The organism is Celeribacter indicus (assembly GCF_000819565.1).
Lineage (GTDB): Bacteria > Pseudomonadota > Alphaproteobacteria > Rhodobacterales > Rhodobacteraceae > Celeribacter > Celeribacter indicus.
Window position 1 is genome coordinate 232,150 of record NZ_CP004393.1, and the last position, 23,492, is coordinate 255,641.

General features: G+C 63.4%; 28 protein-coding genes. 21 read left to right on the forward strand and 7 right to left on the reverse strand.

Annotated features, from left to right (window positions below):
• The first annotated feature begins 17 nt into the window (after positions 1-17).
• The 5 genes from P73_RS01160 (at position 18) to P73_RS01180 (ending at position 4,642) form a co-directional block, all read left to right on the forward strand.
• Positions 18-1,025: an ABC transporter permease gene (locus tag P73_RS01160; protein WP_052452976.1), complete on the forward strand. Its 1,008-nt coding sequence runs from the start codon at positions 18-20 to the stop codon at positions 1,023-1,025.
• A gap of 38 nt (positions 1,026-1,063) precedes the next feature.
• Positions 1,064-2,170 carry a sugar ABC transporter substrate-binding protein gene (locus P73_RS01165; RefSeq protein ID WP_043868102.1) on the forward strand — a complete coding sequence of 369 codons (1,107 nt, stop codon included), beginning with the start codon at positions 1,064-1,066 and terminating at the stop codon, positions 2,168-2,170.
• Positions 2,171-2,225: 55 nt separating this feature from the next.
• Positions 2,226-3,773, forward strand: coding sequence for a sugar ABC transporter ATP-binding protein (locus P73_RS01170; RefSeq protein ID WP_043868103.1), 1,548 nt, complete (start codon positions 2,226-2,228; stop codon positions 3,771-3,773).
• 16 nt (positions 3,774-3,789) lie between these two features.
• Entirely contained in the window at positions 3,790-4,089 is a 300-nt protein-coding gene (locus P73_RS01175) for an antibiotic biosynthesis monooxygenase family protein (RefSeq protein WP_052452977.1), read from the forward strand.
• A 121-nt stretch (positions 4,090-4,210) separates the two neighbouring features.
• Positions 4,211-4,642 (forward strand): MarR family winged helix-turn-helix transcriptional regulator, encoded by a 432-nt coding sequence (locus tag P73_RS01180; RefSeq protein ID WP_158401906.1) that lies wholly within the window; start codon positions 4,211-4,213, stop codon positions 4,640-4,642.
• Between the two features lie 113 nt (positions 4,643-4,755).
• Here P73_RS01180 and P73_RS01185 read toward each other — a convergent pair whose 3' ends face one another.
• Positions 4,756-5,979, reverse strand: a complete 1,224-nt coding sequence (locus tag P73_RS01185) for an argininosuccinate synthase (RefSeq protein ID WP_043868104.1) — start codon at positions 5,977-5,979, stop codon at positions 4,756-4,758.
• Positions 5,980-6,126: 147 nt separating this feature from the next.
• On the opposite strand from P73_RS01185, the gene P73_RS01190 reads away from it, so the two are divergent.
• Together P73_RS01190 and ilvA are read left to right on the forward strand one after the other, a co-directional pair.
• Positions 6,127-6,876 (forward strand): hypothetical protein, encoded by a 750-nt coding sequence (locus P73_RS01190; protein ID WP_139267148.1) that lies wholly within the window; start codon positions 6,127-6,129, stop codon positions 6,874-6,876.
• A complete protein-coding gene (ilvA, locus tag P73_RS01195) occupies positions 6,869-8,119 on the forward strand; it encodes a threonine ammonia-lyase IlvA (protein WP_043868106.1) in 1,251 nt (416 codons plus the stop codon). Before P73_RS01190 ends, ilvA begins: the two co-directional genes overlap by 8 nt.
• A 3-nt stretch (positions 8,120-8,122) precedes the next feature.
• Here the strand turns inward: ilvA and P73_RS01200 are convergent, their stop codons facing one another.
• Complete coding sequence (locus P73_RS01200) at positions 8,123-8,443, reverse strand: Hpt domain-containing protein (RefSeq protein ID WP_043868107.1); 321 nt, start codon at positions 8,441-8,443, stop codon at positions 8,123-8,125.
• A 173-nt stretch (positions 8,444-8,616) separates the two neighbouring features.
• Here P73_RS01200 and P73_RS01205 point away from each other — a divergent pair, with 173 nt between their 5' ends.
• Positions 8,617-9,876 carry a PP2C family protein-serine/threonine phosphatase gene (locus P73_RS01205; protein ID WP_043871294.1) on the forward strand — a complete coding sequence of 420 codons (1,260 nt, stop codon included), beginning with the start codon at positions 8,617-8,619 and terminating at the stop codon, positions 9,874-9,876.
• Here P73_RS01205 and P73_RS01210 read toward each other — a convergent pair.
• Entirely contained in the window at positions 9,861-10,292 is a 432-nt protein-coding gene (locus tag P73_RS01210) for an NUDIX hydrolase (RefSeq protein WP_043868108.1), read from the reverse strand. The two genes, P73_RS01205 and P73_RS01210, sit on opposite strands and share 16 nt — an antisense overlap.
• Before the next feature lie 81 nt (positions 10,293-10,373).
• Between P73_RS01210 and hslO the strand changes: the two genes are divergently transcribed.
• The 5 genes from hslO (at position 10,374) to P73_RS01235 (ending at position 14,901) form a co-directional block, all read left to right on the forward strand.
• Positions 10,374-11,375: an Hsp33 family molecular chaperone HslO gene (hslO, locus tag P73_RS01215; protein ID WP_043868109.1), complete on the forward strand. Its 1,002-nt coding sequence runs from the start codon at positions 10,374-10,376 to the stop codon at positions 11,373-11,375.
• Positions 11,359-11,961 (forward strand): CoA pyrophosphatase, encoded by a 603-nt coding sequence (locus tag P73_RS01220; protein WP_043871295.1) that lies wholly within the window; start codon positions 11,359-11,361, stop codon positions 11,959-11,961. The genes hslO and P73_RS01220 overlap by 17 nt, the downstream gene beginning before the upstream one ends.
• Positions 11,958-13,127 (forward strand): CCA tRNA nucleotidyltransferase, encoded by a 1,170-nt coding sequence (locus P73_RS01225; protein WP_043868110.1) that lies wholly within the window; start codon positions 11,958-11,960, stop codon positions 13,125-13,127. Before P73_RS01220 ends, P73_RS01225 begins: the two co-directional genes overlap by 4 nt.
• A complete protein-coding gene (locus P73_RS01230) occupies positions 13,117-14,334 on the forward strand; it encodes a class I SAM-dependent RNA methyltransferase (protein WP_043868111.1) in 1,218 nt (405 codons plus the stop codon). Before P73_RS01225 ends, P73_RS01230 begins: the two co-directional genes overlap by 11 nt.
• Positions 14,335-14,400: 66 nt before the next feature.
• The gene (locus P73_RS01235; RefSeq protein ID WP_043868112.1) at positions 14,401-14,901 is read left to right on the forward strand and encodes a L,D-transpeptidase family protein; all 501 of its coding nucleotides are present in this window, start codon (positions 14,401-14,403) and stop codon (positions 14,899-14,901) included.
• A gap of 7 nt (positions 14,902-14,908) precedes the next feature.
• Here the strand turns inward: P73_RS01235 and dalA are convergent, their stop codons facing one another.
• Positions 14,909-15,451, reverse strand: a complete 543-nt coding sequence (dalA, locus tag P73_RS01240; protein WP_043868113.1) for a divisome-associated lipoprotein DalA — start codon at positions 15,449-15,451, stop codon at positions 14,909-14,911.
• Between the two features lie 167 nt (positions 15,452-15,618).
• Here dalA and P73_RS01245 point away from each other — a divergent pair, with 167 nt between their 5' ends.
• Together P73_RS01245 and P73_RS01250 are read left to right on the forward strand one after the other, a co-directional pair.
• Positions 15,619-16,212 (forward strand): L,D-transpeptidase, encoded by a 594-nt coding sequence (locus P73_RS01245; RefSeq protein WP_043868114.1) that lies wholly within the window; start codon positions 15,619-15,621, stop codon positions 16,210-16,212.
• Between the two features lie 128 nt (positions 16,213-16,340).
• Positions 16,341-16,523, forward strand: a complete 183-nt coding sequence (locus P73_RS01250) for a hypothetical protein (RefSeq protein WP_043868115.1) — start codon at positions 16,341-16,343, stop codon at positions 16,521-16,523.
• A gap of 101 nt (positions 16,524-16,624) precedes the next feature.
• Here the strand turns inward: P73_RS01250 and hemH are convergent, their stop codons facing one another.
• Together hemH and P73_RS01260 are read right to left on the reverse strand one after the other, a co-directional pair.
• Complete coding sequence (gene hemH, locus P73_RS01255; RefSeq protein ID WP_245629217.1) at positions 16,625-17,710, reverse strand: ferrochelatase; 1,086 nt, start codon at positions 17,708-17,710, stop codon at positions 16,625-16,627.
• Between the two features lie 38 nt (positions 17,711-17,748).
• A complete protein-coding gene (locus tag P73_RS01260) occupies positions 17,749-18,573 on the reverse strand; it encodes a methyltransferase domain-containing protein (protein ID WP_043868116.1) in 825 nt (274 codons plus the stop codon).
• 65 nt (positions 18,574-18,638) lie between these two features.
• Between P73_RS01260 and P73_RS01265 the strand changes: the two genes are divergently transcribed.
• From P73_RS01265 to P73_RS01280, 4 genes are read left to right on the forward strand one after another with little or no spacing between them, the layout of a single operon-like run.
• On the forward strand, positions 18,639-19,352 hold the full coding sequence (locus tag P73_RS01265) for a ComF family protein (protein ID WP_043868117.1): 714 nt from the start codon (positions 18,639-18,641) through the stop codon (positions 19,350-19,352).
• Between the two features lie 35 nt (positions 19,353-19,387).
• Positions 19,388-19,645, forward strand: a complete 258-nt coding sequence (grxC, locus tag P73_RS01270; RefSeq protein WP_043868118.1) for a glutaredoxin 3 — start codon at positions 19,388-19,390, stop codon at positions 19,643-19,645.
• 3 nt (positions 19,646-19,648) lie between these two features.
• A complete protein-coding gene (locus P73_RS01275; protein ID WP_043868119.1) occupies positions 19,649-20,485 on the forward strand; it encodes a carbon-nitrogen hydrolase family protein in 837 nt (278 codons plus the stop codon).
• Positions 20,482-20,958 carry a MarR family winged helix-turn-helix transcriptional regulator gene (locus P73_RS01280; protein ID WP_043868120.1) on the forward strand — a complete coding sequence of 159 codons (477 nt, stop codon included), beginning with the start codon at positions 20,482-20,484 and terminating at the stop codon, positions 20,956-20,958. The genes P73_RS01275 and P73_RS01280 overlap by 4 nt, the downstream gene beginning before the upstream one ends.
• Here the strand turns inward: P73_RS01280 and ubiG are convergent.
• On the reverse strand, positions 20,933-21,679 hold the full coding sequence (ubiG, locus tag P73_RS01285) for a bifunctional 2-polyprenyl-6-hydroxyphenol methylase/3-demethylubiquinol 3-O-methyltransferase UbiG (protein WP_043868121.1): 747 nt from the start codon (positions 21,677-21,679) through the stop codon (positions 20,933-20,935). The genes P73_RS01280 and ubiG overlap by 26 nt on opposite strands.
• A gap of 69 nt (positions 21,680-21,748) precedes the next feature.
• Between ubiG and pip the strand changes: the two genes are divergently transcribed.
• Together pip and rimP are read left to right on the forward strand one after the other, a co-directional pair.
• The gene (pip, locus tag P73_RS01290; RefSeq protein WP_043868122.1) at positions 21,749-22,726 is read left to right on the forward strand and encodes a prolyl aminopeptidase; all 978 of its coding nucleotides are present in this window, start codon (positions 21,749-21,751) and stop codon (positions 22,724-22,726) included.
• Positions 22,727-22,892: 166 nt separating this feature from the next.
• Positions 22,893-23,480, forward strand: a complete 588-nt coding sequence (gene rimP, locus P73_RS01295; RefSeq protein ID WP_043868123.1) for a ribosome maturation factor RimP — start codon at positions 22,893-22,895, stop codon at positions 23,478-23,480.
• The last annotated feature ends 12 nt before the right edge of the window (positions 23,481-23,492 follow it).

The window sequence follows — 23,492 nt, forward strand, 5'->3', positions numbered from 1 at the left end:
GACAAGGACAAGTTGCAATGTCTCACGACGTGACACCCGACGCCTCCGGACGGCCTGAGGCGCGCCGGGCGGGATCCCTGCTCAGCCGCCTGACGGGCTTCGACGAGGCGGGGCTGCTCCTGGGCTTCATCTTCCTGGTGCTGCTCATCGGCATTCCCCATCCCGAATTCTTCAATGCCGGCTCCCTCGAAGCGGTGCTGCGCCAGACCGCCTTCGTCGCGATCATCGCCTTCGGGATGGTCTTCCTCGTCGCCATGGTGGAAATCGACCTCTCCGTCAGCGGCATCTACGCGGTCGCGGGAATGTCGATGGCGCTGCTCATCAAGGCCGGTGTGGATCCCTGGGCCGCCGCGGCCGTCGCGCTTCTCGCGGGCTGTGCCCTTGGATTGCTGAACGGCCTTCTCGCGGCGCTGTTCAAGGTGCCGCTGATCATCATCTCGCTGGGGACCATGTCGATGTTCTTCGGCCTGAACCTGATGATCTCGGGCGGGCTCGCGGTCTTCGGCATGCCGAGGGACCATTCCTTCTTCACCACTATCGGAGGAACCCATTTCGGCCTGCCCATGACGGTCTGGATCACGATCGCCACCGGCCTCGTTCTCCATGTCGTCCTGTGGCGGACGCGATACGGCGCAAGCGTCCGCGCGATCGGCTCCAATCCGAAGGCGGCCGCCTTCCTGGGTCTCAGGGTCGCCCGGATCCGCATCCTGACAACGATGTTCGTGGGCTTTCTCGCCGCGCTTTCGGGCATCCTGACGCTCGCCTTCTTCAAAGCGTCGGAACCGACGATCGGCATGGGGATCGAGCTGCGCGTCATCGCCGCGGTGGTCATCGGCGGCACGTCCCTTGCCGGTGGGTCGGGAACCATCCTCGGCGCCGCGCTGGGCGCCCTCATCATCACCCTGATCGACAGCGGGATCGTCTTTTACGGCATCGACCCGGATTATTCCCAGTTCGTGACGGGCACGGTGATCGTCGCCGCCATCGGGCTGGACCGCCTGGCCAAGCGCCGAAAGCCGTCGTGACCCGATGGGGCACCAAACATGCAAAAAGGGAGGAAGACATGTCGGTATCCAATTCGACAGTGAAATGGCTGAAACTGCCGGCCGCGGGACTTGCCGCGCTGGCGATGGCCGGTGCGCCGGCCACGGCCCAAGAGGACAAGATCACCATTTCCCTGATCCAGATCCTGACGGTTCAGGAATGGGCCTCGGAGCTTGCGGACGGGGCCCGCGCGGCCGTGGCCGACATCGGGGAGGACAAGGTCGAGCTTCGGGTCCAGGGGCCTGCGGGCTTCGAACTCGCAAAGCAGGCGCAGGTCGCCCTGAACGAGGTCGAGCGCGGCACGGATGCGGTGATCCTGTCCAACGTCGCGCCGGGCGCTATGATCGAACCCGCGGCGATCCTGGCCGACCGCGGCGTGCCGGTGACCTGGGTGGTCTCGGCGCCGCCCGACGAGGTGGAGAACGCCTTCTACGTCGGCGCGAACGCCTATGCCACCGGCGAGGCCGGGGTGAACCTGATCCTCGACGCGCTCGAGGCGCAGCACGGCGTGCCGGCCGCCGAACTGTCGGGCGAGGTCGTCCAGGGGCTCTGCGTGCCGGGCCTGCCGGTCCTGACGCAGCGGATCGCCGCGATCGAGGCGACCCTGGCCGAACGTGTGCCCAATGCGACCGTGTTGCGGCCGTTCGATTCAAAGCTGGACCTGACGCAAAGCTATGCGGCATGGAACCAGGCGATCCAGAAATACCCCAACGCGCTGTTCTATTCCGACCCCTGCGAGGACGCCAACAAGAACATCCAGAAGATCCGCATGGACGACGGGATCGACGTGCCGCAGGTCTACTACGACAATCCGGAGATCGCTCGCGAGGCGCTGAAGGACGGCGAAGTGACCGCCATCGTCTCCTCCAACCGCTTCACCGAAGGATATGTCGCGGTCTGGGCGACGGTGAGGGCGCTGATGAACGAGGGAGAGGACTTCCCCGTCGGCTGGATCGAGGTGCCCCACAAGGTGATCGACCAGTCCAATGTCGAAAGCTACATCGCCGCCTGGAACGAGGACGGCACGAACCTGCGGGAATTCTTCGACGAGGAGATCCTCGCCGTGCGGGACACCCCGCTCGACACTCTGCGCCCGGCAAGCGACTACAACCGTCCGCCCGAATAAGCGCGCCGCGGCGGCTTTCACGAGCCGCCGCCAATGTCCTCGTCTGGGAACCATCATGAAAAGCGAAATCTTCAGCGCCCGCGGGATCGGTAAGACATTCGGATCGACTGTCGCCCTCGAAGATGTCGGCTTCGACCTGCACGCGGGTCGGATCACCGGCCTCGTCGGAATGAACGGGGCAGGCAAGTCGACACTGTTGCAGATCCTGGCCGGCGCCCTGCAACCCGATACGGGCACGCTCGAGGTCGACGGCCGCAAGGTGGACTTCCACTCCACCGAGGAGGCCCTGCGCGCCGGCATCGCCATCGTCTCGCAGGAGCTCAGCCTCTTCTCCTCCCTTTCCGTCGAGGAAAACCTCGCTCTGGTGAAGGGACATCGCAGTTGGCCGTCGCGGGCGGCGTTTCGCGCGGATGCGCGCCGGATCCTGCACGAGCTGGGTTTCGATTACGATCTTGGGATCCGGCTCGTCCACCTGACGCTCGCCGACCAGCAGCTCGTCGAAATCGCCCGTGCGCTCCTCCAGCAGCCCCGTGTCCTGATCCTCGACGAGCCGACATCATCGCTCCACAGCGTCGAGGTGCAAAGGCTCCACAGGCAGTTGATCCGCCTGCGCGAGGAGGGGGTCTCGATCGTCTACGTGTCGCATTTCCTCGAGGATCTGCTCGACGTCTGCGACACCGCCGTGGTGCTGCGAAACGGGCACCGTGTCGAGGCGCCGGATCTGCGCGCCCCGGACAGCCTGCCCCGGCTGGTCGCGGCAATGCTGGGAGACGAGGCCACGGACTCGACACTCGACAGCGGGACGGATGCTCCGCTCCTCGATCTGCCGGACCGCCGCGCGAACGGTCCCCTGCGCATCTCCGGGCTGACCACGGCCACCGGGCTCGACATCGACGACCTGACGGTCGCCCCCGGTGAGATCTACGGTATCTCCGGCCTGATCGGCTCGGGGGTGACCGACCTGTTCGGACTGCTTTTCGGCCTGCAAACGGCCAGGTCCGGGGAGGTGGTCCTGCCGAGCGGGCGCTCGGCCGCCGCGACCCCTCCCGACGCCGTGCGCGCCGGTGTCGCCTATCTCCCGGCCGACCGGAAGGCGGTCGCCCTCATGCAGCGCCAGACCATCGCGGAGAATATCGGGAGCGTTCGTGCGCTGGGCCTCGGCGGCGACGGCGCCTTCATCCGGCGCAAACGCATGGTCCAACGGGCCGAGGAACGATGCGTGCAACTGGGGATCAGGATGGCTTCGGTCCACCAGACCGTTTCGGAACTCTCCGGCGGCAACCAGCAGAAGGTCGTCTTTGCCAAATGGCTCGAAGCAGAGCCTTCGCTGCTTCTCCTCGACGATCCGACGCGGGGGATCGACATCCATGCCCGTCTCGAAATCCACCGGACCATCCGCGACCTCGCCCGGTCGGGCCTGGTCGTCCTCGTCTATTCGAGCGATCCCGGCGAGGTCGTCGAACTTGCCGACAGGGTAGGGGTTTTCGCGGACGGCCGTCTGGTCGGGGAACTCCGCGGCGAGGACAGGACGGAACATAATCTGATCGTGATGATGAATTCGACCAATGGCGCAGCGGCCGGCCCGACGCAGGCGGCATCGTGAAAGGGAAGGAACGCAAATGATACTGGAAATTGTCCGCATCACCGTGAAAGAGGGAACGGGAGACGCCTTCGTACAGGCGATGGACGAGGCGATGCCCCTGTTCAAGGCCACCGAAGGATGCCACGGCATCGAGGTCCTGCGGTCGTTCGAGCATCCCCGCCACTATTTCTGCCTTGTGAAATGGGACGACGTCGAGGCCCACACCGAGAAATTCCAGAAATCTCCGGACTACAAGAAGCTCTTCAACCTCATCGGCGCCACGATCGAGGGAGAGATCGAGACTTCACATTGCGAATTTTTGCTTCGATCGACATAATGAAAAATAATGAAAAAATCCCGTCCCTCCTGCACCACGGGAATTTGCCGGGCTCATACTGGAAAGCCGTTAGATGAGTGATCTTCCCCCAGAGCGTAGTTTCGGACACATGATCCGGGACGTGAACCGTTTCTTTCAGCGTGAACTCGGAAAACGGATCGCACCGCTTGGCGTGACTCTGGGGCAATGGTATGTCCTGCGGGTCCTGTGGATCCAGGACGGGATTTCCCAGTCCGAAATCTCTCAGCGGACCGGGGTTGCGGCTCCGACTGTCGTCTCGGCCCTGCGCAGTCTGACCGATCAGAAATACGTCGTCCGCGACAAGCATCCGACGGACCACCGCAAGAACATCATCTTCCTGACGAAAAGCGGCCGCCAGCTCGAGAGCGCATGTCTGGCGCAGGCCAGGGCGGTGAACGAATTTTCCCTTTCCGGCGTGTCGCGGGAGGATGTCGAGACCTGCATGCGGGTGCTCCTTGCCGCGCGCAGCCGGTTCGAATGCGACGAGATGGCCGACGGCCGCGATGGTGCCGATGCGCAGACCGGAACATAGGGTCCGTCTCCGCCGTCCGGCTCATGCAAAAAGGGCGCCTTCACGGCGCCCTTTGTTCTGGCTGACGGCTGCCCGACGCACGTCCGACAGAAGTCCGACGCTTTGCCGACCGCCTATTTCAGGCGCCGATTGCGTGCTGCCAGCAGTTTCAGGCGCAGTGCGTTGAGCTGGATGAATCCCGCCGCGTCCTTCTGGTCATAGGCCCCCGCATCCTCCTCGAAGGTGACGTGCTTCTCGGAATAGAGCGACGCCTCCGACCACCGGCCGACGGTAAAGACCGAGCCCTTGTAGAGCTTGAGACGTACGGTCCCCGACACATGTTCTTGTGATTTGTCGATCGCCGCCTGCAACATCTCGCGTTCCGGCGAGAACCAGAAGCCGTTGTAGATCAGTTCCGCATAGCGCGGCATGAGGCTGTCCTTGAGGTGGCCCGCGCCGCTGTCGAGGGTGATCTGCTCGATCCCGCGATGCGCCTCGAGAAGGATCGTCCCGCCCGGCGTCTCATAGATGCCGCGGGACTTCATCCCGACAAAGCGGTTCTCGACGAAATCGAGCCGCCCGATTCCATGCTTGCGGCCATATTCATTGAGCGATGTCAAAAGGTTGGCCGGCGTAAGGGCCTTTCCGTTGAGCGCCACGGCATCGCCTTTTTCAAAGGTTACCTCGATGAATTCCGGTGCGTCCGGGGCTTCTTCGGGGTTCACAGTGCGCTGGTAGACATAGTCCGGCGCCATGTCGGCCGGGTTCTCCAGGACCTTGCCTTCGGACGAGGTGTGGAGAAGGTTCGCATCGACCGAGAAAGGCGCCTCCCCGCGTTTGTCCCTTGCGATCGGGATCTGGTTTTTTTCCGCGAAATCAAGAAGTTTCGTTCGCGACGTCAGATCCCATTCGCGCCAGGGCGCAATCACTTTGATATTCGGGTTGAGGGCATAGGCGGACAGTTCGAACCGCACCTGGTCATTGCCCTTGCCGGTCGCGCCATGCGCCACCGCATCCGCGCCGGTTTCCTCCGCGATCTCCACGAGCCGCTTGGAAATCAGCGGCCGCGCGATCGAGGTACCGAGCAGGTAGAGCCCTTCGTAAACCGCATTCGCGCGGAACATCGGGAAGACGAAATCGCGCACGAATTCCTCGCGAACATCCTCGATATAGATGTTTTCCGGTCGAATCCCCAGAAGCTCCGCCTTCTGCCGGGCCGGTTCGAGCTCCTCGCCCTGGCCGAGATCGGCGGTGAAGGTCACGACCTCGCAGCCATATTCGGTCTGCAACCATTTGAGGATGATCGACGTATCGAGACCGCCGGAATAGGCGAGAACGACTTTCTTGGGCGCGGACATGGGACTTCCCTTCTTCGGATACCGCAGGCGCGATTATCGGGTTTTCGGGTCAAGAGCAAGGTTTTGCACATTTAACATGCCGAGAATGCTTTAGCTTTCCCGCCAAAACGCCTAAATCAGGCTCAAACCAAGTTTCGGGGCCCCCATATGACCGGATTTCAGTTGTTGCAGCACGCGACAGAGCGCGTCTTTCACAATATTTACGAGGCGCTCGCCGTGTCCGGCCTGATCTGGATCGGCATCCTCATCGTTCAGATTGCGATTTTCAGCGGCGTCGATCTCGACGGTATCGCCAGCGGAGAGGTCACGACGGTGAGCGGGCGGACCATGTTCCTCCTTCTTCTGACGAATGTCGCGACGGCCGTGGGGTCGAGCTGGATCGCGGTGGAATGGCACCGCTTCGCCCTCGAAGGGTGGCGTCCCACCTCCGCCTTCCCGCGCTGGAGCGGGTCGCGCGTCTTCGTCTACCTCTTTGTCTTCGTCGGCATCGCGCTTCTGATCGGTCTCTTCATTGGCGTGTTCTTTTTCCTTCTCGCCCTGCTCTTCGGACAGGCGCTTGCCATGCTTGGGGGATTGTTCGTCACTGCCATCATCGGCTTGCCGGCCCTGTACGGTTTCTTCCGGGTCTCGCCGGTGCTGCCCGCCATCGCGATCGGGGAAAAGCTCCGGTTTCAGGAGGCCTGGCAAGCAACGAAACCCTTCGGCGGCGCGATCCTGCAGGTTTCCGTTCTCGGCATTCTCGCCCTTGCCGTGGTTCAGATCCCGAGCGTCCTTCTCGGTGGCGGGCTTGTCGGGTTGCTCTACGAACTCGTCGCCGGCTGGGTCGTTCTGATGGTGAACGTGAGCCTGCTGTCGTCGATCTACGAACTTTCCATGAGGTCCCGATCCGATGGCTGATTTCAGCGATTTCACCCGGCGTGCGCAGGCGGCCGAAACGCTTGTGCGGCGCCTGTTTCCGCCGACTCCCTGTTTGCGCAATGCGCATCTCTCCCACGCCTATGACTGCGACTTGTGGCTGAAGCGCGAGGATCTGACGCCCGTGCGCTCCTACAAACTGCGCGGTGCCTGGAACGCGATGATCCGGGCGCGGGAGCGGGACCCGGACATCAGCCTTTTCGTCTGCGCTTCGGCCGGGAACCACGCACAGGGCGTGGCCTATGCCTGTCGCCAGCTTGGCGTGCGCGGCGTCATCTTCATGCCGGTGACGACGCCGCAGCAGAAGATCGACAAGACCCGCACTTTCGGTGGAGACTGGATCGAGATCCGGCTGACGGGCGACTATTTCGACCGGACGCTCGAGGCGGCGCGGCAGTATTGCGAGGAGGCGCAGGGCTATTTCCTCGCCCCGTTCGACGATCTCGACGTCATGGAGGGGCAGGCGACAGTCGCGGTGGAGATGCTGACGCAGGTCAAGCCGGACGTCGTGGTCCTGCCGGTCGGCGGAGGCGGGTTGTCGGCGGGGGTGATCGCCTATCTGAGGGAGGTTTCGCCGCAGACGGAGGTCTATCTGGTCGAGCCGACGGGCGGAATGTCCCTGGCCGCGGGGTTGGAGGCGGGAGAACCTGTCACGCTCAGGCAGATCGACAGTTTTGTCGACGGCGCGGCGGTGGCGCGGATCGGCGCCTTGCCCTTCGAGATCCTGAAAACCGTGCCGCGCGGTCATGTCCTGACGAGTCCGGAGGATCGGATCTGTTCGACCATGGTCGAGCTTCTGAACGTCGAGGGGATCGTGCTCGAACCGGCTGGCGCGCTGTCGCTCGATGCGCTTCAGGACATTCGCGAGGCGATCCGCGGAAAGACGGTCGTCTGTGTGGCCTCGGGCGGGAATTTCGATTTCGAGCGGCTTCCCGAAGTGCGCGAGCGGGCCCAGCGGTTCCGGAACCTGAAGAAGTATTTCATCCTTCGGATGCCGCAGCGCCCCGGTGCTTTGCGGGACTTCCTCGATCTCCTCGGCCCGGAGGACGACATTGCGCGGTTCGAGTACCTGAAGAAATCCGCGCGGAATTTCGGCTCCGTGCTCATCGGAATCGAAACGAAGACGCCGTCGAACTTCGAGGTGCTGTTCGCGAAGATGGATGCGGCCGGGCTGGTTTATCGCGACATCACCGGGGATCAGGCCTTGTCGGAATTCGTGCTGTGACGTTCACCCGTTGACGCGCGCAAGGAATTCGGAGCGGGAACTCAGATAGGCGGCGATCAATTCGGGGAGATCGACGGCGGCGGTTTGCCCCTCCCGTGCCGCGCGTTCTCCGTCACGGCAAAGGCCGGAGAATGTCGCAAAGCCGAGATTGAGCGAACTGCTCTTCAGAAAGTGCAGATCCTGTTCGAATCTGGTGCTGTCGGGACGGGATTTCAGGCGGTCGATGACCTCGTCGACCTCCTCGAGAAAGAGGGTCACCACTTCGCGGAAATCCTCGGTGCCGACCTCGGCCTTCAGCTCATTCACACGGTCCCAGTCGATCATGGCGGGTCTCCTTTCCCTCCAGTCCTGCGGGAAAAACCTTACCATCAGGTAACGAGGGGATAGGGGTTTCGGTAAAATGCCGGATTTAAGAAGGCGTTAAGTGCAGGCGGTCAGTCTGCCGGAAGTCCTGTCGAATCGAGAGGCTTCTGGACGTGGCCATCGCGCAAGAGAAAGTGGCATATATTCAAGCCGTGCCGGAGCGCGGAGTCGTCAACACGGTCCTGGTGGTGGACGATTCCCGTGCCCAGCGGCGGATCCTGTCCTCCTATCTCGGGCGATGGGGATATGTCGTGCGAGAGGCCGGATCAGGGGCAGAGGCGCTCGAACTCTGCCAGCGCGAGCCGATCGACCTCGTTGTGTCCGACTGGATGATGCCGGGCATGAGCGGGCTCGACTTCTGCCGGGCCTTTCGCGCGCTGGAACGCGAACATTACGGCTATTTCATCCTGCTCACGTCGAAATCGGAGAAGGCCGAAATCGCGCAGGGACTCGACACCGGTGCGGATGATTTCCTGACCAAACCCGTGGCGGGGGATGAACTGCTCGCGCGGATCCGCGCCGGGGAACGCATTCTGAGGATGGAGCGCGAGCTGACGGAGAAGAACCGGCTTGTCAGTTCGACGCTGAAAGAGATTTCGGAGCTTTACGACTCCCTGGACCGCGATCTCATCGAAGCCCGCAAGTTGCAGCAATCGCTCGTGCGCGAGAGGGCCCACGATTTCGGCGCCGCGCAAGTCGCCCTGCTGTTGCGTCCCAGCGGCCATGTGGGCGGCGATCTGGTCGGCTTCTTTCCGATCAATGCGGACCAGTTCGGTGTCTTTGCCCTCGACGTGTCCGGCCACGGCATCGCCTCCGCCCTCATGACGGCGCGGCTCGCCGCCTATCTGACCGGATCGACGCCGGAACAGAACCTCGCGCTCAGGCGTGTGCCCGGTGGCGGTTACGCTCCGGAAGCTCCTTCAAGGGTCGCGGCGAGGCTCAATCGCCTGATGCTCGAGGAAATGGAAACGGACCTCTATTTCACGATGATTCTGGGCTACTTCGACCTGCGCAGTGCCGAATTCGTCATGGTGCAATGCGGCCATCCGCATCCCCTGGTGCAACGCGCGGGCGGTGAGGTCACCTATTTCGGGGAGGGCGGACTGCCGGTCGGGCTCATTCCCGGCGCGCAATACGCGGATATGCGGATTTCCCTCAGGGATGGGGACCGTATCTTGATCTGTTCCGACGGAATCACGGAATGCCCGGACGGCGCGGACGGGATGCTCGGCGAGACAGGCGTGGCGGAGCTGGTCGCGAAGCTGTCCGGGGAGCGGGGGAGCGCCTTTTTCGACACGTTCCTGTGGGACCTGAACGACGTCAACCGCGACCGCGATTTTCCCGACGACATCTCCGCGGTCCTTCTTGAATTCGACCGTCACAAGACCCGTTGAAGGAATGATCGCTCGCCCGGATTGGCGAGGCTGCGAAGCGCCAGGTCGGGTGTGGTCCAGTGCACGGAATGCTCGGGTTCCGGCGGGGGACCCAGCTCTCTCACGGGCCGGGCCAGGTAGATGTGGCAGATCTTCTCCGCCCAGATCTCGTATTCCGGCATGAAAACGAACCGCCGGAAGGCGCCGAGGCGCCTGGGACCGGCGACACGCCACCCGGTCTCCTCATAGACTTCGCGGTGCAGCGCGGCGACGGGGCTCTCCCCCGGATCGACGCCCCCGCCGGGCAGTTGCACCTCATTGTGAATGCCGGCCTGATAGGTCAGAAGAAGGCGACCATCCCTTGGAAGGATCGCGTAGACACCGGGCCGTGCGCGATAGGATTGCCCCTCGCGCCGCGGATCTCCATATCGCCTCATCGCCCGACCTCACCTTCTTTCGGCGGTTGTTCCGCCTATATGAACAGGATATGCCAGCGCCGAACGCGAGGGAAAGCACAAATGCTCGGATCGAAGATTGCCTGGGACGACACCGTCCTGCCATTCCAACTGGACGCGTCCGATATTCGCGGGCGGGTGGTCCGGCTCGACGGGGTGCTCGACCGGATCCTGTCGCAGCATGACTATCCGCCGGAAATCGAGGCGCTGGTCGCGGAAATGGCGCTGCTCACGACGATGATCGGCCACAGCATGAAACTGCGCTGGAAACTGTCGCTCCAGGTCCGCGGCGATGGGCCGGCGCGGCTGATCGCGACGGATTACTACGCGCCGGAAAAGGATGGCGAGCCGGGTCAGATCCGCGCCTATGCCTCCTTCGACGAGGAGCGTCTCGTGCGCGGGGTGAACCCGTTTGCGCAGATCGGAAAGGGATATTTCGCGATCCTGATCGACCAGGGCAAGGGAATGACGCCCTATCAGGGGATCACCCCGATCGCGGGCGGATCGCTCGCGTCCTGCGCGGAGACCTATTTCGCCCAGTCGGAGCAATTGCCGACGCGCTTTTCGACCTCCTTCGGCAAATCGCGCCTCTCCGGGTCGAGCGAGAGCTGGCGTGCCGGTGCCGTCATGCTCCAGAAGATGCCGAAAGCCTCGCCCTTTGCCGCGCCCCAGGAGACGGACGGGACCGAGGGGCTGCTGAGCGCCTCCGATATCCTCAACGAGGATGATCTCGAGGGCTGGAATCGCGCCAATATCTTTCTCGACACGGTCGAGGACATGGAGCTCATCGGCCCGCGGGTCCAGCTCACCGAGCTCCTGGTGCGATTGTTCCACGAGGATCGGCCGCGCGTCTTCGATCCCCGGCCGATCGAATTCGGATGCAGTTGTTCGGAAGACAAGGTGCGCCAGAGCCTTTCAATCTATTCCGCCCGCGACATCGCTCACATGACGACGGACGAGGGCGTGGTGACCGCGGATTGCCAGTTCTGCGGCGCGCATTACGTGCTCGACCCGAAAACGCTCGGCTTCGAGGCGGAGAAAGATCCGGATGGTGACGACGATTGACAGGGCGGTGATCGAGGCGGCGCTGTCCGGCGCGGGGGAGGCGTCCTCCGATTTCGATCTCAACCCGGATTTTCGTCCGACCGAAGCGGCGGCGCTGCGGGCTGCCGGCGTGCTCGTCGCCCTGCGCAGCCACGTTGACGGCCCGCGGCTCATCCTGACCAAGCGCTCTTCTGCACTGCGCCACCATCCGGGCCAGATCGCCTTTCCCGGCGGTCGGGTGGACGAGGGGGACGCCGACCCCGTGGCGGCGGCGCTGCGGGAGGCGGAGGAAGAGATCGGGCTGCGGGTGGAGAATGTGGAGGTGCTGGGCGGGCTGCCGACGCATGAAACGGTGACCCGCTTCCGCATGTATCCGGTACTGGGCTGGGTACGGCGCGACTTCACGCCGGTGCCGGAGGCGGGTGAGGTGTCCGAAGTCTTCGAGGTACCCCTGTCGCATGTGCTCGATCCGGCGAATTTCCATGTGCAGTCGAGACGGTGGCGCGGCCAGACGCGGAGCTATTTCACGGTGCCCTATGGTCCCTATTACATCTGGGGTGCCACCGCCCGCATCCTGCGGTCATTGGCCGAGCGGGTGGCATCGTGACGCGGCTCGAGGCGGACTGGCTCGCGCGGGAGGCGGTGCGGCAGGTGATGACCTTGTTCGCCCGCGCCGGCGAAGAAGCATATTTCGTGGGCGGTTGCATCCGCAACACCCTGCTCGGCGTGCCTGTGACGGATCTGGATATTGCGACCCCGGTCCGGCCGGAACGGACGCTTGCGCTCGCCGCGGAGGCCGGTCTGAAGGCGGTGCCCACCGGAATCGACCACGGTACGGTGACGGTGATCGCGGAAGGCGAACCGTTCGAGATCACCACTTTCCGGCGTGACGTCGAAACGGATGGCCGCCGCGCCGTGGTCGCCTATGCGGACAGGCTCGAGGAGGATGCGCGGCGGCGCGATTTCACCATGAATGCGCTTTATGCCGACGGGACGGGGAGGATCCACGATCCGCTGGGCGGCCTGGCCGATCTCGAGGCGCGGCGCGTGCGGTTCATCGACGACGCGAACACCCGTATCCGGGAGGACTATCTGCGCATCCTGCGGTTCTTCCGCTTCCATGCCTGGTATGGCGATGATGCGCAGGGGCTCGATCCGGAGGGGCTTGCCGCCTGCGCGCGGAATGTCGAGGGGATCGGAACGCTGTCGAAGGAGCGGATCGGCGCGGAGATGCTGAAGCTTTTGTCCGCGCCCGCGCCCGAGCTTGCGCTCGGGGCCATGGACCGCAGCGGCGTGCTGAGGGCGGTCTTGCCGGGGGCGGAGACGAAGATCTTTTTTGTTCTGGCCGCGCTCGAGCCGGAGCCGGAGCCGATCCGGCGGCTTGCGAGCCTCGGTGAATTCGATGTGGCCGCTCTGTTGCGGCTCAGGAAGAGCCTGATCCGGCGCTATGACTATCTCCGCCGGGCGATGGCGGGGACGGAGAACCTGTGCGAGATCGCCTATCGTGAGGGCGCGGATCTCGCCCGCTCCGTCGCTCTCCTGCGGGCGGCCCTTTTCGGGCAGCCGCTCGCCCCTGATCTCGAGGCGCGTCTCGAGCGTGCCGAAGGCGAGATCTTTCCCGTGAGCGCGAAGGATCTGACGCCGAAATTTACCGGTCCCGCCCTCGGAGAGCGCCTGCGCCGTCTCGAGAAGGCATGGATCGACAGCGGATTTTCCCTGGACCGCGCGGCATTGTTGCAGCGTGCCGATGAGGATGGCGACGATGAGACATGAGGTCGTCCGGCTCGGACACTGGGGCGATGGGGTGACCGCGGACGGGCTGTTCGCGGCCAATGCGCTGCCGGGTGAGGTGGTCGAGGGTGAGCGCGAGGGAGATCGGATTCCGGATCCGAAGATCGTCACGCCCTCGCCCGACCGTGTGAGACCACCCTGTCGCCATTACAAGGCTTGCGGCGGGTGCGCGCTTCAGCACGCATCCGACGATTTCGTCGCATCATGGAAGAGGGGGGTCGTCGAAACGGCGCTCCGTCATCAGGGCATTTCCGCAGAAATCGGGCCGGTCCATGTCTCTCCACCGCATTCCCGGCGCCGCGCGGTGTTTCACGGGCGCCGGACGAAGAAAGGCGTGCTGCTCGGGCTGCATGCCCGCGCCTCCGAAAGTGTGGTGGCGGTGCCGGACTGCCTTTTGATGACGCCGGAGATCATGGCGGGCTATTCCGCCTTCGAGGACCTCGTGGCGCTGGGCGTGTCGCGGCGGGGTGAAATGGATCTCGCTGTGATTTCCTCCGAAGGCGGGCTGGATGTCGCCGTGACCGGCGCGCGGCCGCTCGACCTCGACCTGCGTGTGCGGGTGGCGGAGGTTTCACGCGCGGCGGGCCTCGCGCGCCTCTCGTGGAACGGCGAACCGGTGGCGGGGGAGGGGCCGGCGTTCCTGAACTTCGGCAGGGCGCGTGTGGTGCCTCCCGCCGGCGCCTTCCTCCAGGCGACGGCGGAGGGAGAGGCGCGGCTCGTCGATGCGATGAGGCGCGCGGTTGCGGGCGCCGGCAGGATCGTGGATCTCTTCGCCGGATGCGGCACCTTCTCCCTGCCCCTGGCGCAGGGGGCCGAGGTACACGCGGTCGAGGGGGTGGCCGAGATGCTTTCCGCCCTGTCGAAAGCCTGGCGCGGTGCCGAGGGGTTGCGTGCCGTTTCCGTAGAGACGCGGGATCTGTTCCGCCATCCCCTCCGCGCCGGGGAATTCGACCGTTATGACGCCGCCGTGATCGACCCGCCACGTGCGGGAGCCGCCGCGCAGATCGAGGAGATCGCATGCAGTAGACTGACGGTGCTCGGGCACGTGTCCTGCAATCCGATCACGTTTGCGCGAGATGCGCGGAGACTGATCGAGGCGGGCTTTGGTCTCGACTGGGTCGAAGTGGTAGATCAGTTCCGGTGGTCGACTCACGTCGAGATTGCCGCGCGATTCTCACGGGCGGTATAAGATAAGGAGAATTCCTTCGGCGTCGTCGATCGTGTATAAGAAGCGAAAAACAAATCGGGTAGTGAGATGGATCGACGGGACTTCCTCATTTCGGCAGGGGCATTTGTATGTCTGCCTGCGACGGTACACGCGCGGGAGCTGAAGCCCTACAAGGGGCCGCTCATCACGCGTGTAGTCATCCACAAGGAACGCAGACGCCTGTATCTTCTGAGCGGCGAGAAGGTCGTGAAGAAATTCAGGATCGGGCTTGGTGGCAATCCGCTCGGGCCAAAGCGGTTCGAGGGCGACGGCAAGACGCCGGAAGGCAGCTACATGATCAACCGGCGCAATCCGCGGTCGGCCTATCACCTCTCTCTCGGGATTTCCTATCCCAACGAGCAGGACGTGGCCTATGCGGAAGCGTTCGGCCGGCGTCCGGGAGGCGATATCTTCATCCACGGCCGCGCTGGGGAAAACCGCGGCAAGGGCCGGGACTGGACCGCCGGCTGTATCGCCGTGAAGGACCGCCACATCGAAAAGATCTACATGATGGTGCGTGACGGCACGCAGGTGGATATCTTCCCCTGAGCCGGCGTTACTGGAACTGGGCGAAGGCGGGCGCGGCCGACCGGGCACCGATCAGGAGCGTCCACCAGAGCTTGCCAGAGTTTTCCTGATACCACGCAAAGCCGATATCGGTCGCGCGGCGGTCGAGAATGACGTCGCGCGTATCCGGCTGCTCCATCCAGGCGGAGAGGGTTTCAAGCTCGGTCTCGTAGGTCTCGGAGATGTTTTCCCCGAGCATCTGGCCGGAATAACCCGAACGCGCGACGCGATCGAGGGGCGAGGAACCGTCGGAGCCGAAATGCCACGGACGGTTCTGGACATGCATGTCACGGGCATGCGTTGCCGCGGCCGCGGTGAGATTGGCGTTCAGTTCGACCGGCGCAGCCCCGGAGGCGGAGCGCAGGGCATTGATCGAATCAAGCATCCGATACTGGATCGTCGCCTCGTCCCGCTCGCTGATTCGATAGACGCGCGGCAGCGGTTTTCCGTCGGGGCCCAGTCGTTGCGGCGGTGTCTCGCAGGCGGACAGGCCGAGAAGGGCGATCAGGAAAAGAGCGATAATCCGGGGCATTCATGTCACTCCATGTGCACGTGGTTGGCATCACCTAAACTTTTTGGGAGGCGGGGGCAAATCTTGTTCTCGTGATTTGGGGAGCAACGATTGTTTGATTTGCGACTGAGGTATTCGCGCCATATATAGAAGGAATCGTGTCCCATTACATGAATGGCTTAGGTCTTATGAGCAAGAATCCGGTCCATGCGGTTTCCCGGCGCGCTTTCATAGCCGGTTCGACCGCTGTTATCGCGGCCCCCGCATTCGCACAAACCGCCAATACGACGGAGATGGAAAAGGATATCTCCACCGTCACCCGTCGCAATATCTCGAGCTTCCGCTCGCTGGACTGGCGGCCCTATTTCGGCGATCTGCATAACGGGGGGATTCTCGTCGACACGACCTCGCGCGCGCTGCATTTCTGGAGCGAGGATCAGTCGATCTACAAACTCTACCCGACGTCGGTCCCGCTGACCGAGGATCTGACGCGGCGCGGGCGCACAGAGGTGGTCCGCAAGGTCGAGGGGCCGAGCTGGTCGCCGACCCCGGCGATGAAGCAGCGAAACCCCGAATGGCCCGATTTCGTCGGTCCCGGTCCGGACAACCCGCTTGGGACTCACGCGCTCTACCTGTCGTGGCAGTATTACCGCATCCACGGGACGCATGATACGCGCAAGATCGGCCGCCGTTCGTCGAACGGGTGCATCGGTCTTTACAACGAACATATCGCCGAGCTTTTCAATCTTGCGAAAGTGGGAACACAGGTGTTGCTTATTTGACGCCAAGCGGCGTGAAAAATGTGGCGCGATCACGGAAGAATTGATTTTCAATTGGGTTGGGACATATAGCTACCTACGTGTAACTAACCCGCCCTGTTAGAGAAAGCAGGGGTTCTGGAGGACTGAAAATGAAAAAATTCGCTGCTGCTGCTGTGTTCGCTCTCGCTGGTTCCGCCGCTTTCGCCGGCGGTTACTCCGAGCCGGTCATCGAAGCTCCGGTCGTCGTGGAAGAAACTTCTTCCTCTTCCGCTGGCTACGTTGTGCCGCTTCTCGTGCTCGCGCTCGTGGCTGCTGCTGTTGCCGCCGACTGATCGTCTCGCGCGATGGAAATTCAAAAGGGTGGCTTTCGAGCCACCCTTTTATTTTGACCGAAGCTAATTCGTTCTGAGCATTCCGCCCGACCGCCCCCGTCTCATGTCCAGCCGGCGAGATTTGTGCGGATCTGGCCGACGAGCGCCTTGATATGCAGAGGGTCCGCGTTCAGGCAGGGGATATAGAGGAATTCCTCTCCCCCGGCGTGTTCGAAGCTCTCCCGGATCTCCTCGTTGATCTCTTCCAGCGTTTCGATGCAATCGGCGGAAAAGGCGGGGGCGCAGATGGCGATGCGCTTGTTGCCCTTTTCTGCCTGACGCGCCACTTCCTCCACCGTATAGGGTTGCAGCCATTCCTCCGGGCCGAATTTCGACTGGAACGTCGTCATGATCTGTGAATCGGTCCAGCCGAGACGCTCCTTGAGCAAGCGCGTCGTCTTCTGGCACTGGCAGTGATAGGGATCGCCGCCCTCGGTGACATAGCGTTGCGGCAATCCGTGATAGGAACAGATGAGCATGTCGGGCTTGTGCTCGGCCGCGGCGCAGGCGCGTTCGACGGATTGCGCGAGTGCCTCGATATAGGCGGGATCGTCGAAATAGGGCGGGACTGTGCGCGACGCGGGCTGCCAGTTTTCCTCCATCAGTGCGCGGAAGAACTGGTCGTTCGCGGTGGCCGTCGTTGCGCCGGCATATTGCGGGTAGAGCGGGAAGAACAGGATCCTGGTGCAGCCTTCGGCAGTGAGTTCCGCCACCTTCGACTGGGTCGAGGGATTGCCGTATCGCATGCAGAAATCGACCATTACACGGTCGCCATATTCGGCGGCCAGGGCGGCGCGGATCGCGGCAGTCTGCTGCTTCGTGATCGTCATGAGCGGACTCTCACCCGCCTCCTCGTTCCAGATCGAGCGGTAGGCGGCGCCGGACTTGAACGGACGGACGGACAGGACGATGCCCTGAAGGATCGGCTGCCATTTCCAGGAGGGATAGTCGATCACCCTCTTGTCCGAGAGGAATTCGCCTAAGTAGCGCCGCATGGAGCGATAATCCGTATCGTCGGGTGTGCCAAGATTGGCCAGAAGGATGCCGATCTTTTCCCTTGGGATGCGCAGGTGGTCCTTTTGCGCATGGGCCGGACAGCGCGCGTCCGGCGCATTCACGTTCAATCGTGTCGGCTTCATCAATCCCATCGTTCTGTCCTGTTTCTGTCTATGTGGTTCTTGCCGGATCAGCTTTGCGGCAGCTTGAATTCGGTGGCGCCGAGCGCGTCCGACAGCCGCATCCTTGCGGAGCCGGGCATGAGCGGTTTCGGCTGGCTTTCGTCGGGGGCCCATCCGGTCAGGCAAATGAGATCAAAGGTGGCGACGAGCCGGTCGTCCTCGGAAAAATGCGCGCGGTAGAGATCTTCCGCGAGCCGGAAAAGCGCCCGCGGCGACGTGGTTTTCCGCCGCGCCGTCAAGGCATTGGTCTCCCCGAGGCCACGCAGGTCACGGGCAAGGCGGGAAAGGGAGGGATATGTCACGCGGCGCACGCTTTTGTCCGCGACGGGCATCGCGAAGGAGGCGCGTTGGAGAAGGCCGCCGACGTCCCGCAACTCTCCCATCGGGAGCACCCGCGGCGACAGTCCGCCCGCAATCACGGTTTCCGCCTGAGCCAGACAGGCGCGCAGCTCGTTGAGTGTCTGATCGCCCGGAAAGACGGTGAGCAGGAGGCCATCTGGCCTGAGCGCGCGGTTGCACTGGATGAGTTGCCCGACCGGATCGTTCGCCCAGTGCAGCGCCATCGCGTGAATGACGAGATCGTGGGCGCCTTCCTCGAGCGACAGCAGATCGTCATCGGGCACGACCGTCGCCTCAGGAAACCAGTTCGCCCAGAGCCGCGGAAAACCGGTCACGACCGCGGGAGCCGTAAACGACTTGTTAATCATGTCCAGGCGATCCTCGATTTCGAACCGGGCTTCCTCGTGGAGGAAGAAATCGCCCCCCTGTCTGTCCGCGCGACGGCGGGAGCGGGAAAGCTGTTCCCGGTCGACCAGGGGGAGTGTTTCGGACATGTCGTGTGCTCTTTCCGGCAACTGAACCAGCGCGTTTCGCGACAATGTAGGAAACCGAGGGGCAAATGCAAAGACTGACCAGGCTGATCTACCCGCCTCAATGCCTCACCTGCGACGAAATGGTCGAGAGCGAGGGAAGATTGTGCCCAAGCTGCTGGTCGAGGACGCCGTTCATCGTCGATCATCCCTGCGATGCCTGCGGCAAACCGTTGATCGGAGACACGCAGGCGGGCGACCTGTGCGACGATTGCCGAAGCATGCCGCGCGCCTGGTCACGCGGCCGCGCGGTGATGCTCTACGCGGACAATGCGCGCGGGGTGGTCCTGCGGCTGAAGCATGGGGACAGGACCGATCTGGCCCGACCGGCCGGGGCATGGCTCGCGCAGGCGGCAAAACCGCTTCTCGTCGACGGCATGATCGTTGCGCCGGTGCCGCTGCATTGGATGCGGCTCCTCCGGCGACGCTACAACCAGTCCGCGCTCCTGGCACAGCAGGTGGCGAAACTCCACCGCCTGTCCTACATTCCCGACCTTCTGCGCCGTCCGATTGCCACCCGGACGCTCGACGGGATGACGGCGGTCCAGCGGTCGGAAACGGTCGCTGGCGCGATTGTCTTCAATGAAAGGCGTCGTGCCGCGATTGCTGGGCGACCGGTCCTCCTGATCGACGATGTGATGACGACGGGAGCGACGCTTGCCCAATGTGCGAATGCCTGTCGCAGGGCAGGGGCGGCCGGCGTTTTCGTGGCAGTGCTGGCGCGCGTGGACAGGGAGCACTAAATCCTTATAGTCCCCGAAAGACATGAGGATTTGCCATGCAACCCGTCACACTCTACACCACGCCGATCTGCCCCTATTGCATCGCCGCGAAACGGCTTCTGGACAGCAAGGGCGTCGAATACACCGATATCGACGTCATGGCCGACCCGTCGCGCCGCCAGGAAATGATGCGAAAGGCGCACGGGCGTCATACCGTGCCCCAGATTTTCATAGGGGAGACCCATGTCGGAGGATGCGACGATCTGCATGCGCTCGAGCGCGCGGGCAGGCTGGACGCGCTCCTGGCGGGCTGAGCGATGGTCCGGGCCGGCCTTGTCACCCTGAACGCGAGCGACGATCCGGCGGCGAACCTGCCGGTCACGCAGGGATTCGTGCGCGATGCCGCCCGCGACGGGGCACAGATCGTCCTGACGCCCGAGGTCACGAATTGCGTTTCCTCGTCGCGGTCGCATCAGCGCTCGGTGCTGCGGCGCGAGGCGGAGGATCCTACCCTCGCGGCGCTGCGGGAGACGGCGGCGGAGGAGAGGATATGGCTTCTCATCGGCTCTCTCGCGCTCCAGACCGACGACCCCGACGGCCGTTTTGCAAACCGGTCCTTCATGATCGCGCCGGATGGCACGATCGCGGCGCGCTATGACAAGATCCACATGTTCGACGTCGATGTGAGCGACCGGGAAAGCTATCGTGAATCCGCGGGATACCGGCCGGGGCGGGAGGCCGTGACCGTCGAGACGCCGCTGGCGACGTTCGGCATGACGATCTGTTACGATCTGCGGTTTCCCTACCTCTATCGCAGCCTTGCCAAGAGCGGGGCCGAGGTGCTTGTGGTGCCGTCCGCCTTCACCGCCGTGACCGGCGAGGCGCATTGGCACACATTGTTGCGCGCCCGCGCGATCGAGACGGGCTGTTTCGTCCTCGCACCGGCGCAGACCGGGCATCATCAGGAGACGCCGCCCGGCAAGCGGCGGACATATGGCCATTCGCTCGCGGTTTCGCCCTGGGGAGAGGTGCTGTGCGACGGCGGGGTTGCGCCGGGGGTCGCGCTAGTCGACCTCGATCTCGCCGAGGTCGGGAAAGCCAGGAAACGGATCCCTTCCCTCGATCACGATCGGGCGTTCGAGGAGCCGAGATGAGCGGCAACCCGCAAAACGAGTCGTTGTCGGTCGCGCTGTTTTCCGAGGTGTTCATGGCCGACCAGCTTGCGCGGAACCGGCTGACGAAGGCGCTGCCCAAGGGGATGGAGATCAGCCATTTCTCCGTGCTCAACCACCTCGCGCGCCTTGGCGACGAACGGTCCCCGGCGCAGCTTGCACGGGCGTTTCACGTCACGCGCGGGGCGATGACCAATACGCTGAGCAAGCTCGAATGGGCAGGATATGTCCATATCCGACCCGATTGGGACGACGCACGACGCAAGTTCGTGTCGATCTCCCCCGCCGGGCGTGCGGCGCGGGACGCCGCGCTTGCGGCTATCGCGCCGATCCTGTCGGAGATCGTCGAGGCCATCGGAACCGACCGGGTGAAGGCCGCGCTGCCCGTGCTGCGGGAGATGCGGATAAGGCTCGAGGACGACGGATCGTCTACGCCGGTTTCACCGACGCGGTGACGTAATTCACCGAAAGGTCGCGTTCCGAGATCGACCAGGACCACAGCACCGGATTGAAGACGAAGCCTTTGCGGTCTACCGGCTCGAGCCCCGCGTTGCGGATCAGGTCGAAAAGCTCGCCGGGAGTGATGAACTTTTTCCATTCATGCGTGCCCTTCGGCAGCCAGCGCATCACCACCTCGGCGCCGAAGATGGCCATCATGTAGCTTTTCGGATTGCGGTTGAGCGTGGAGCAGATCATCAGCCCGCCGGGTTTCAGCAGTGTCCTGCAAGCGGTCAGGTAACCGAGCGGATCGGCGACATGTTCGACCACTTCCATGTTGAGTACGACGTCGAATTGCTCGCCCGCCTCCGCCAGGGCTTCGGCCGTGGTATGGCGATAGTCGATGTCGAGGCCGGATTGCTCGGCATGGACCTGGGCCACGGGAATATTGCGTTCCGCGGCATCCGCCCCGATCACCGTCGCGCCGAGCCGCGCCATCGGCTCCGACAGGAGACCGCCGCCGCAGCCGATGTCCAGAAGCCGCAGACCCTCAAAGGGTTTGTCCGCCGTGAGATCCCGCGCGAATTCGGCGGCGATCTGCGACACGATGTAGTCAAGCCGCACCGGATTCATCATGTGGAGCGGTTTGAACTTGCCGGATGGATCCCACCATTCGGCGGCCATCGCCTCGAATTTCGCGACCTCGGAGGGGTCGATGGTGGACTGATGCGTTTGCATGATCCTCTCCTTCGTGTTCAAGTCGTCTGGCCGTTCAACTGCCGGCATCCCGCGCTATATAGGAACGTCATGGACAAGGTCTCAGGCCAAAAGAGCGCATACAGCTATCTCTATCCCCAAATCGCGGTCTATGACCACAGGATGTTGGAGGTGGGAGACGGGCACCGGATTTACGTCGAACAGAGCGGGAATCCGAACGGCATTCCCGTTGTCGTCTTGCACGGCGGTCCTGGCGGGGGGTGCAGCCCCTACATGCGGCGCTATTTCGATCCGTCGCGGTACAGGATCATCCTGTTCGATCAGCGCGGGTGCGGAAAGTCGCGGCCTTTCGCCTCGGTCGAGGCGAATACGACATGGCATCTCGTGGCCGATATCGAACGTATCCGGGAGACGCTCGGGGTCGACCGATGGATCGTCTTCGGCGGAAGCTGGGGCGCGACGCTGGGTGTCGCCTATGCGCAGGCACATGCCGGGCGGGTGCTGCATCTGGTGTTGCGCGGTGTGTTCCTTGCGCGCCGGAGCGAGCTCGACTGGTTCTACGGCGGGGGTGCGGGCCAGTTCTGGCCGGACCTTTGGCGCGACTTTTCCGAGGCGGTGGAACCGGGAGAGCGTCACGATCTCATCGCGGCCTATCACAAACGCCTGTTTTCAGGAGATTATCGTGAGGAGGTGCATTTCGGCCGGATCTGGTCCCGCTGGGAAAATGCACTGGCGGCCATCGGGTCGGACGGGGCGACGGGAGAGCCGGCGCCGGACTATGCCCGTGCCTTCGCCCGTCTCGAGAACCACTACTTCACCCATGACGCCTTCCTTAATCGCGATGGCCAGCTTCTCGAGGAGGTTCCGCGCATGGCGGAGGTGCCCGGTACGATCGTGCAGGGGCGGTTCGACATGATCTGCCCGCCGAGGACCGCGCATGAGCTTCATGAGCGCTGGGCACGGTCCCGGCTCATCATGGTCGGACAGGCCGGGCACGCGCTGTCCGAACCGGGGATCACCCAGGCGCTCGTCCGGACCATGGACCGGATTGCGCAGGAGCTTGGATAGGGCTTGCAGATTCGTGCGGGGCCGCGTATATGCCTTGCCAACAGCGGCGCTGTCGGGCTCTCCCGAGGCACCACCGGGAAAGATCGACGGGCCGCGCGCCCGTTTTTTTGTGCCCTGATGCGGGGACGTCACCAGAATCTGAAAGAATCCGAAAGGCAGTCCGGAAATGTCCGATCTGATTGCAAAGACTGCGATTGATCGCCGCATGGCGGAAATCGTCGGCCCCGTGATCGAAGGGATGGGGTTCGAGCTTGTGCGCGTGCGCCTGATGTCCTCGACGAAGTCGAAGACGCTTCAGATCATGGCCGAACGTCCCGAGGGCGGGATCGAGGTCGACGAATGTGCCGAGATTTCGACCGCCGTTTCTGCTATCCTCGATGTGGAGGATCCGATCGAGGACGAATACACGCTCGAGGTGTCGAGCCCCGGTATCGACCGCCCGCTGACCCGGCTGAAGGATTTCGAGACCTTCGAGGGTTACGAGGCGAAGATCGAGACGACCGAGATGATCGACGGCCGCCGCCGATTCAAGGGCGAGCTGGCCGGTGTCGAGGGCGACGAGGTGCTTTTGTCCATCGACAACAACGGCGAGGACGTCACGATCGGCCTGAATTTCGACTGGTTGTCGGATGCGAAACTCGTGCTGACCGACGACCTGATCCGCGAGATGCTGCGCCAGCGCAAGGAGTCGGGCGCGATAGACGAAACCCAATTTGACGATATCGAGACCGACGACGGGTCTTCAGAGGACTGAGAGAGGACGAAG

What these genes read in the sequence shown, in the direction of transcription:
- P73_RS01260 (WP_043868116.1), bottom strand. Translation starts at nt 18,573, where the DNA reads ATGTCCGAAACACTCCCCCTGGTCGACCGGGAACAGCTTTCCCGCTCC.
- ilvA (WP_043868106.1), top strand. Translation starts at nt 6,869, where the DNA reads ATGGCTGATTTCAGCGATTTCACCCGGCGTGCGCAGGCGGCCGAAACG.
- dalA (WP_043868113.1), bottom strand. Translation starts at nt 15,451, where the DNA reads ATGCCCCGGATTATCGCTCTTTTCCTGATCGCCCTTCTCGGCCTGTCC.
- P73_RS01245 (WP_043868114.1), top strand. Translation starts at nt 15,619, where the DNA reads ATGAGCAAGAATCCGGTCCATGCGGTTTCCCGGCGCGCTTTCATAGCC.
- P73_RS01280 (WP_043868120.1), top strand. Translation starts at nt 20,482, where the DNA reads ATGAGCGGCAACCCGCAAAACGAGTCGTTGTCGGTCGCGCTGTTTTCC.
- P73_RS01175 (WP_052452977.1), top strand. Translation starts at nt 3,790, where the DNA reads ATGATACTGGAAATTGTCCGCATCACCGTGAAAGAGGGAACGGGAGAC.
- P73_RS01265 (WP_043868117.1), top strand. Translation starts at nt 18,639, where the DNA reads ATGCAAAGACTGACCAGGCTGATCTACCCGCCTCAATGCCTCACCTGC.
- P73_RS01230 (WP_043868111.1), top strand. Translation starts at nt 13,117, where the DNA reads ATGAGACATGAGGTCGTCCGGCTCGGACACTGGGGCGATGGGGTGACC.
- P73_RS01160 (WP_052452976.1), top strand. Translation starts at nt 18, where the DNA reads ATGTCTCACGACGTGACACCCGACGCCTCCGGACGGCCTGAGGCGCGC.
- P73_RS01210 (WP_043868108.1), bottom strand. Translation starts at nt 10,292, where the DNA reads ATGAGGCGATATGGAGATCCGCGGCGCGAGGGGCAATCCTATCGCGCA.
- rimP (WP_043868123.1), top strand. Translation starts at nt 22,893, where the DNA reads ATGTCCGATCTGATTGCAAAGACTGCGATTGATCGCCGCATGGCGGAA.
- P73_RS01275 (WP_043868119.1), top strand. Translation starts at nt 19,649, where the DNA reads ATGGTCCGGGCCGGCCTTGTCACCCTGAACGCGAGCGACGATCCGGCG.
- hemH (WP_245629217.1), bottom strand. Translation starts at nt 17,710, where the DNA reads ATGGGATTGATGAAGCCGACACGATTGAACGTGAATGCGCCGGACGCG.
- grxC (WP_043868118.1), top strand. Translation starts at nt 19,388, where the DNA reads ATGCAACCCGTCACACTCTACACCACGCCGATCTGCCCCTATTGCATC.
- P73_RS01165 (WP_043868102.1), top strand. Translation starts at nt 1,064, where the DNA reads ATGTCGGTATCCAATTCGACAGTGAAATGGCTGAAACTGCCGGCCGCG.
- pip (WP_043868122.1), top strand. Translation starts at nt 21,749, where the DNA reads ATGGACAAGGTCTCAGGCCAAAAGAGCGCATACAGCTATCTCTATCCC.
- P73_RS01250 (WP_043868115.1), top strand. Translation starts at nt 16,341, where the DNA reads ATGAAAAAATTCGCTGCTGCTGCTGTGTTCGCTCTCGCTGGTTCCGCC.
- P73_RS01235 (WP_043868112.1), top strand. Translation starts at nt 14,401, where the DNA reads ATGGATCGACGGGACTTCCTCATTTCGGCAGGGGCATTTGTATGTCTG.
- P73_RS01200 (WP_043868107.1), bottom strand. Translation starts at nt 8,443, where the DNA reads ATGATCGACTGGGACCGTGTGAATGAGCTGAAGGCCGAGGTCGGCACC.
- P73_RS01170 (WP_043868103.1), top strand. Translation starts at nt 2,226, where the DNA reads ATGAAAAGCGAAATCTTCAGCGCCCGCGGGATCGGTAAGACATTCGGA.
- P73_RS01190 (WP_139267148.1), top strand. Translation starts at nt 6,127, where the DNA reads ATGACCGGATTTCAGTTGTTGCAGCACGCGACAGAGCGCGTCTTTCAC.
- hslO (WP_043868109.1), top strand. Translation starts at nt 10,374, where the DNA reads ATGCTCGGATCGAAGATTGCCTGGGACGACACCGTCCTGCCATTCCAA.
- P73_RS01220 (WP_043871295.1), top strand. Translation starts at nt 11,359, where the DNA reads ATGGTGACGACGATTGACAGGGCGGTGATCGAGGCGGCGCTGTCCGGC.
- ubiG (WP_043868121.1), bottom strand. Translation starts at nt 21,679, where the DNA reads ATGCAAACGCATCAGTCCACCATCGACCCCTCCGAGGTCGCGAAATTC.
- P73_RS01185 (WP_043868104.1), bottom strand. Translation starts at nt 5,979, where the DNA reads ATGTCCGCGCCCAAGAAAGTCGTTCTCGCCTATTCCGGCGGTCTCGAT.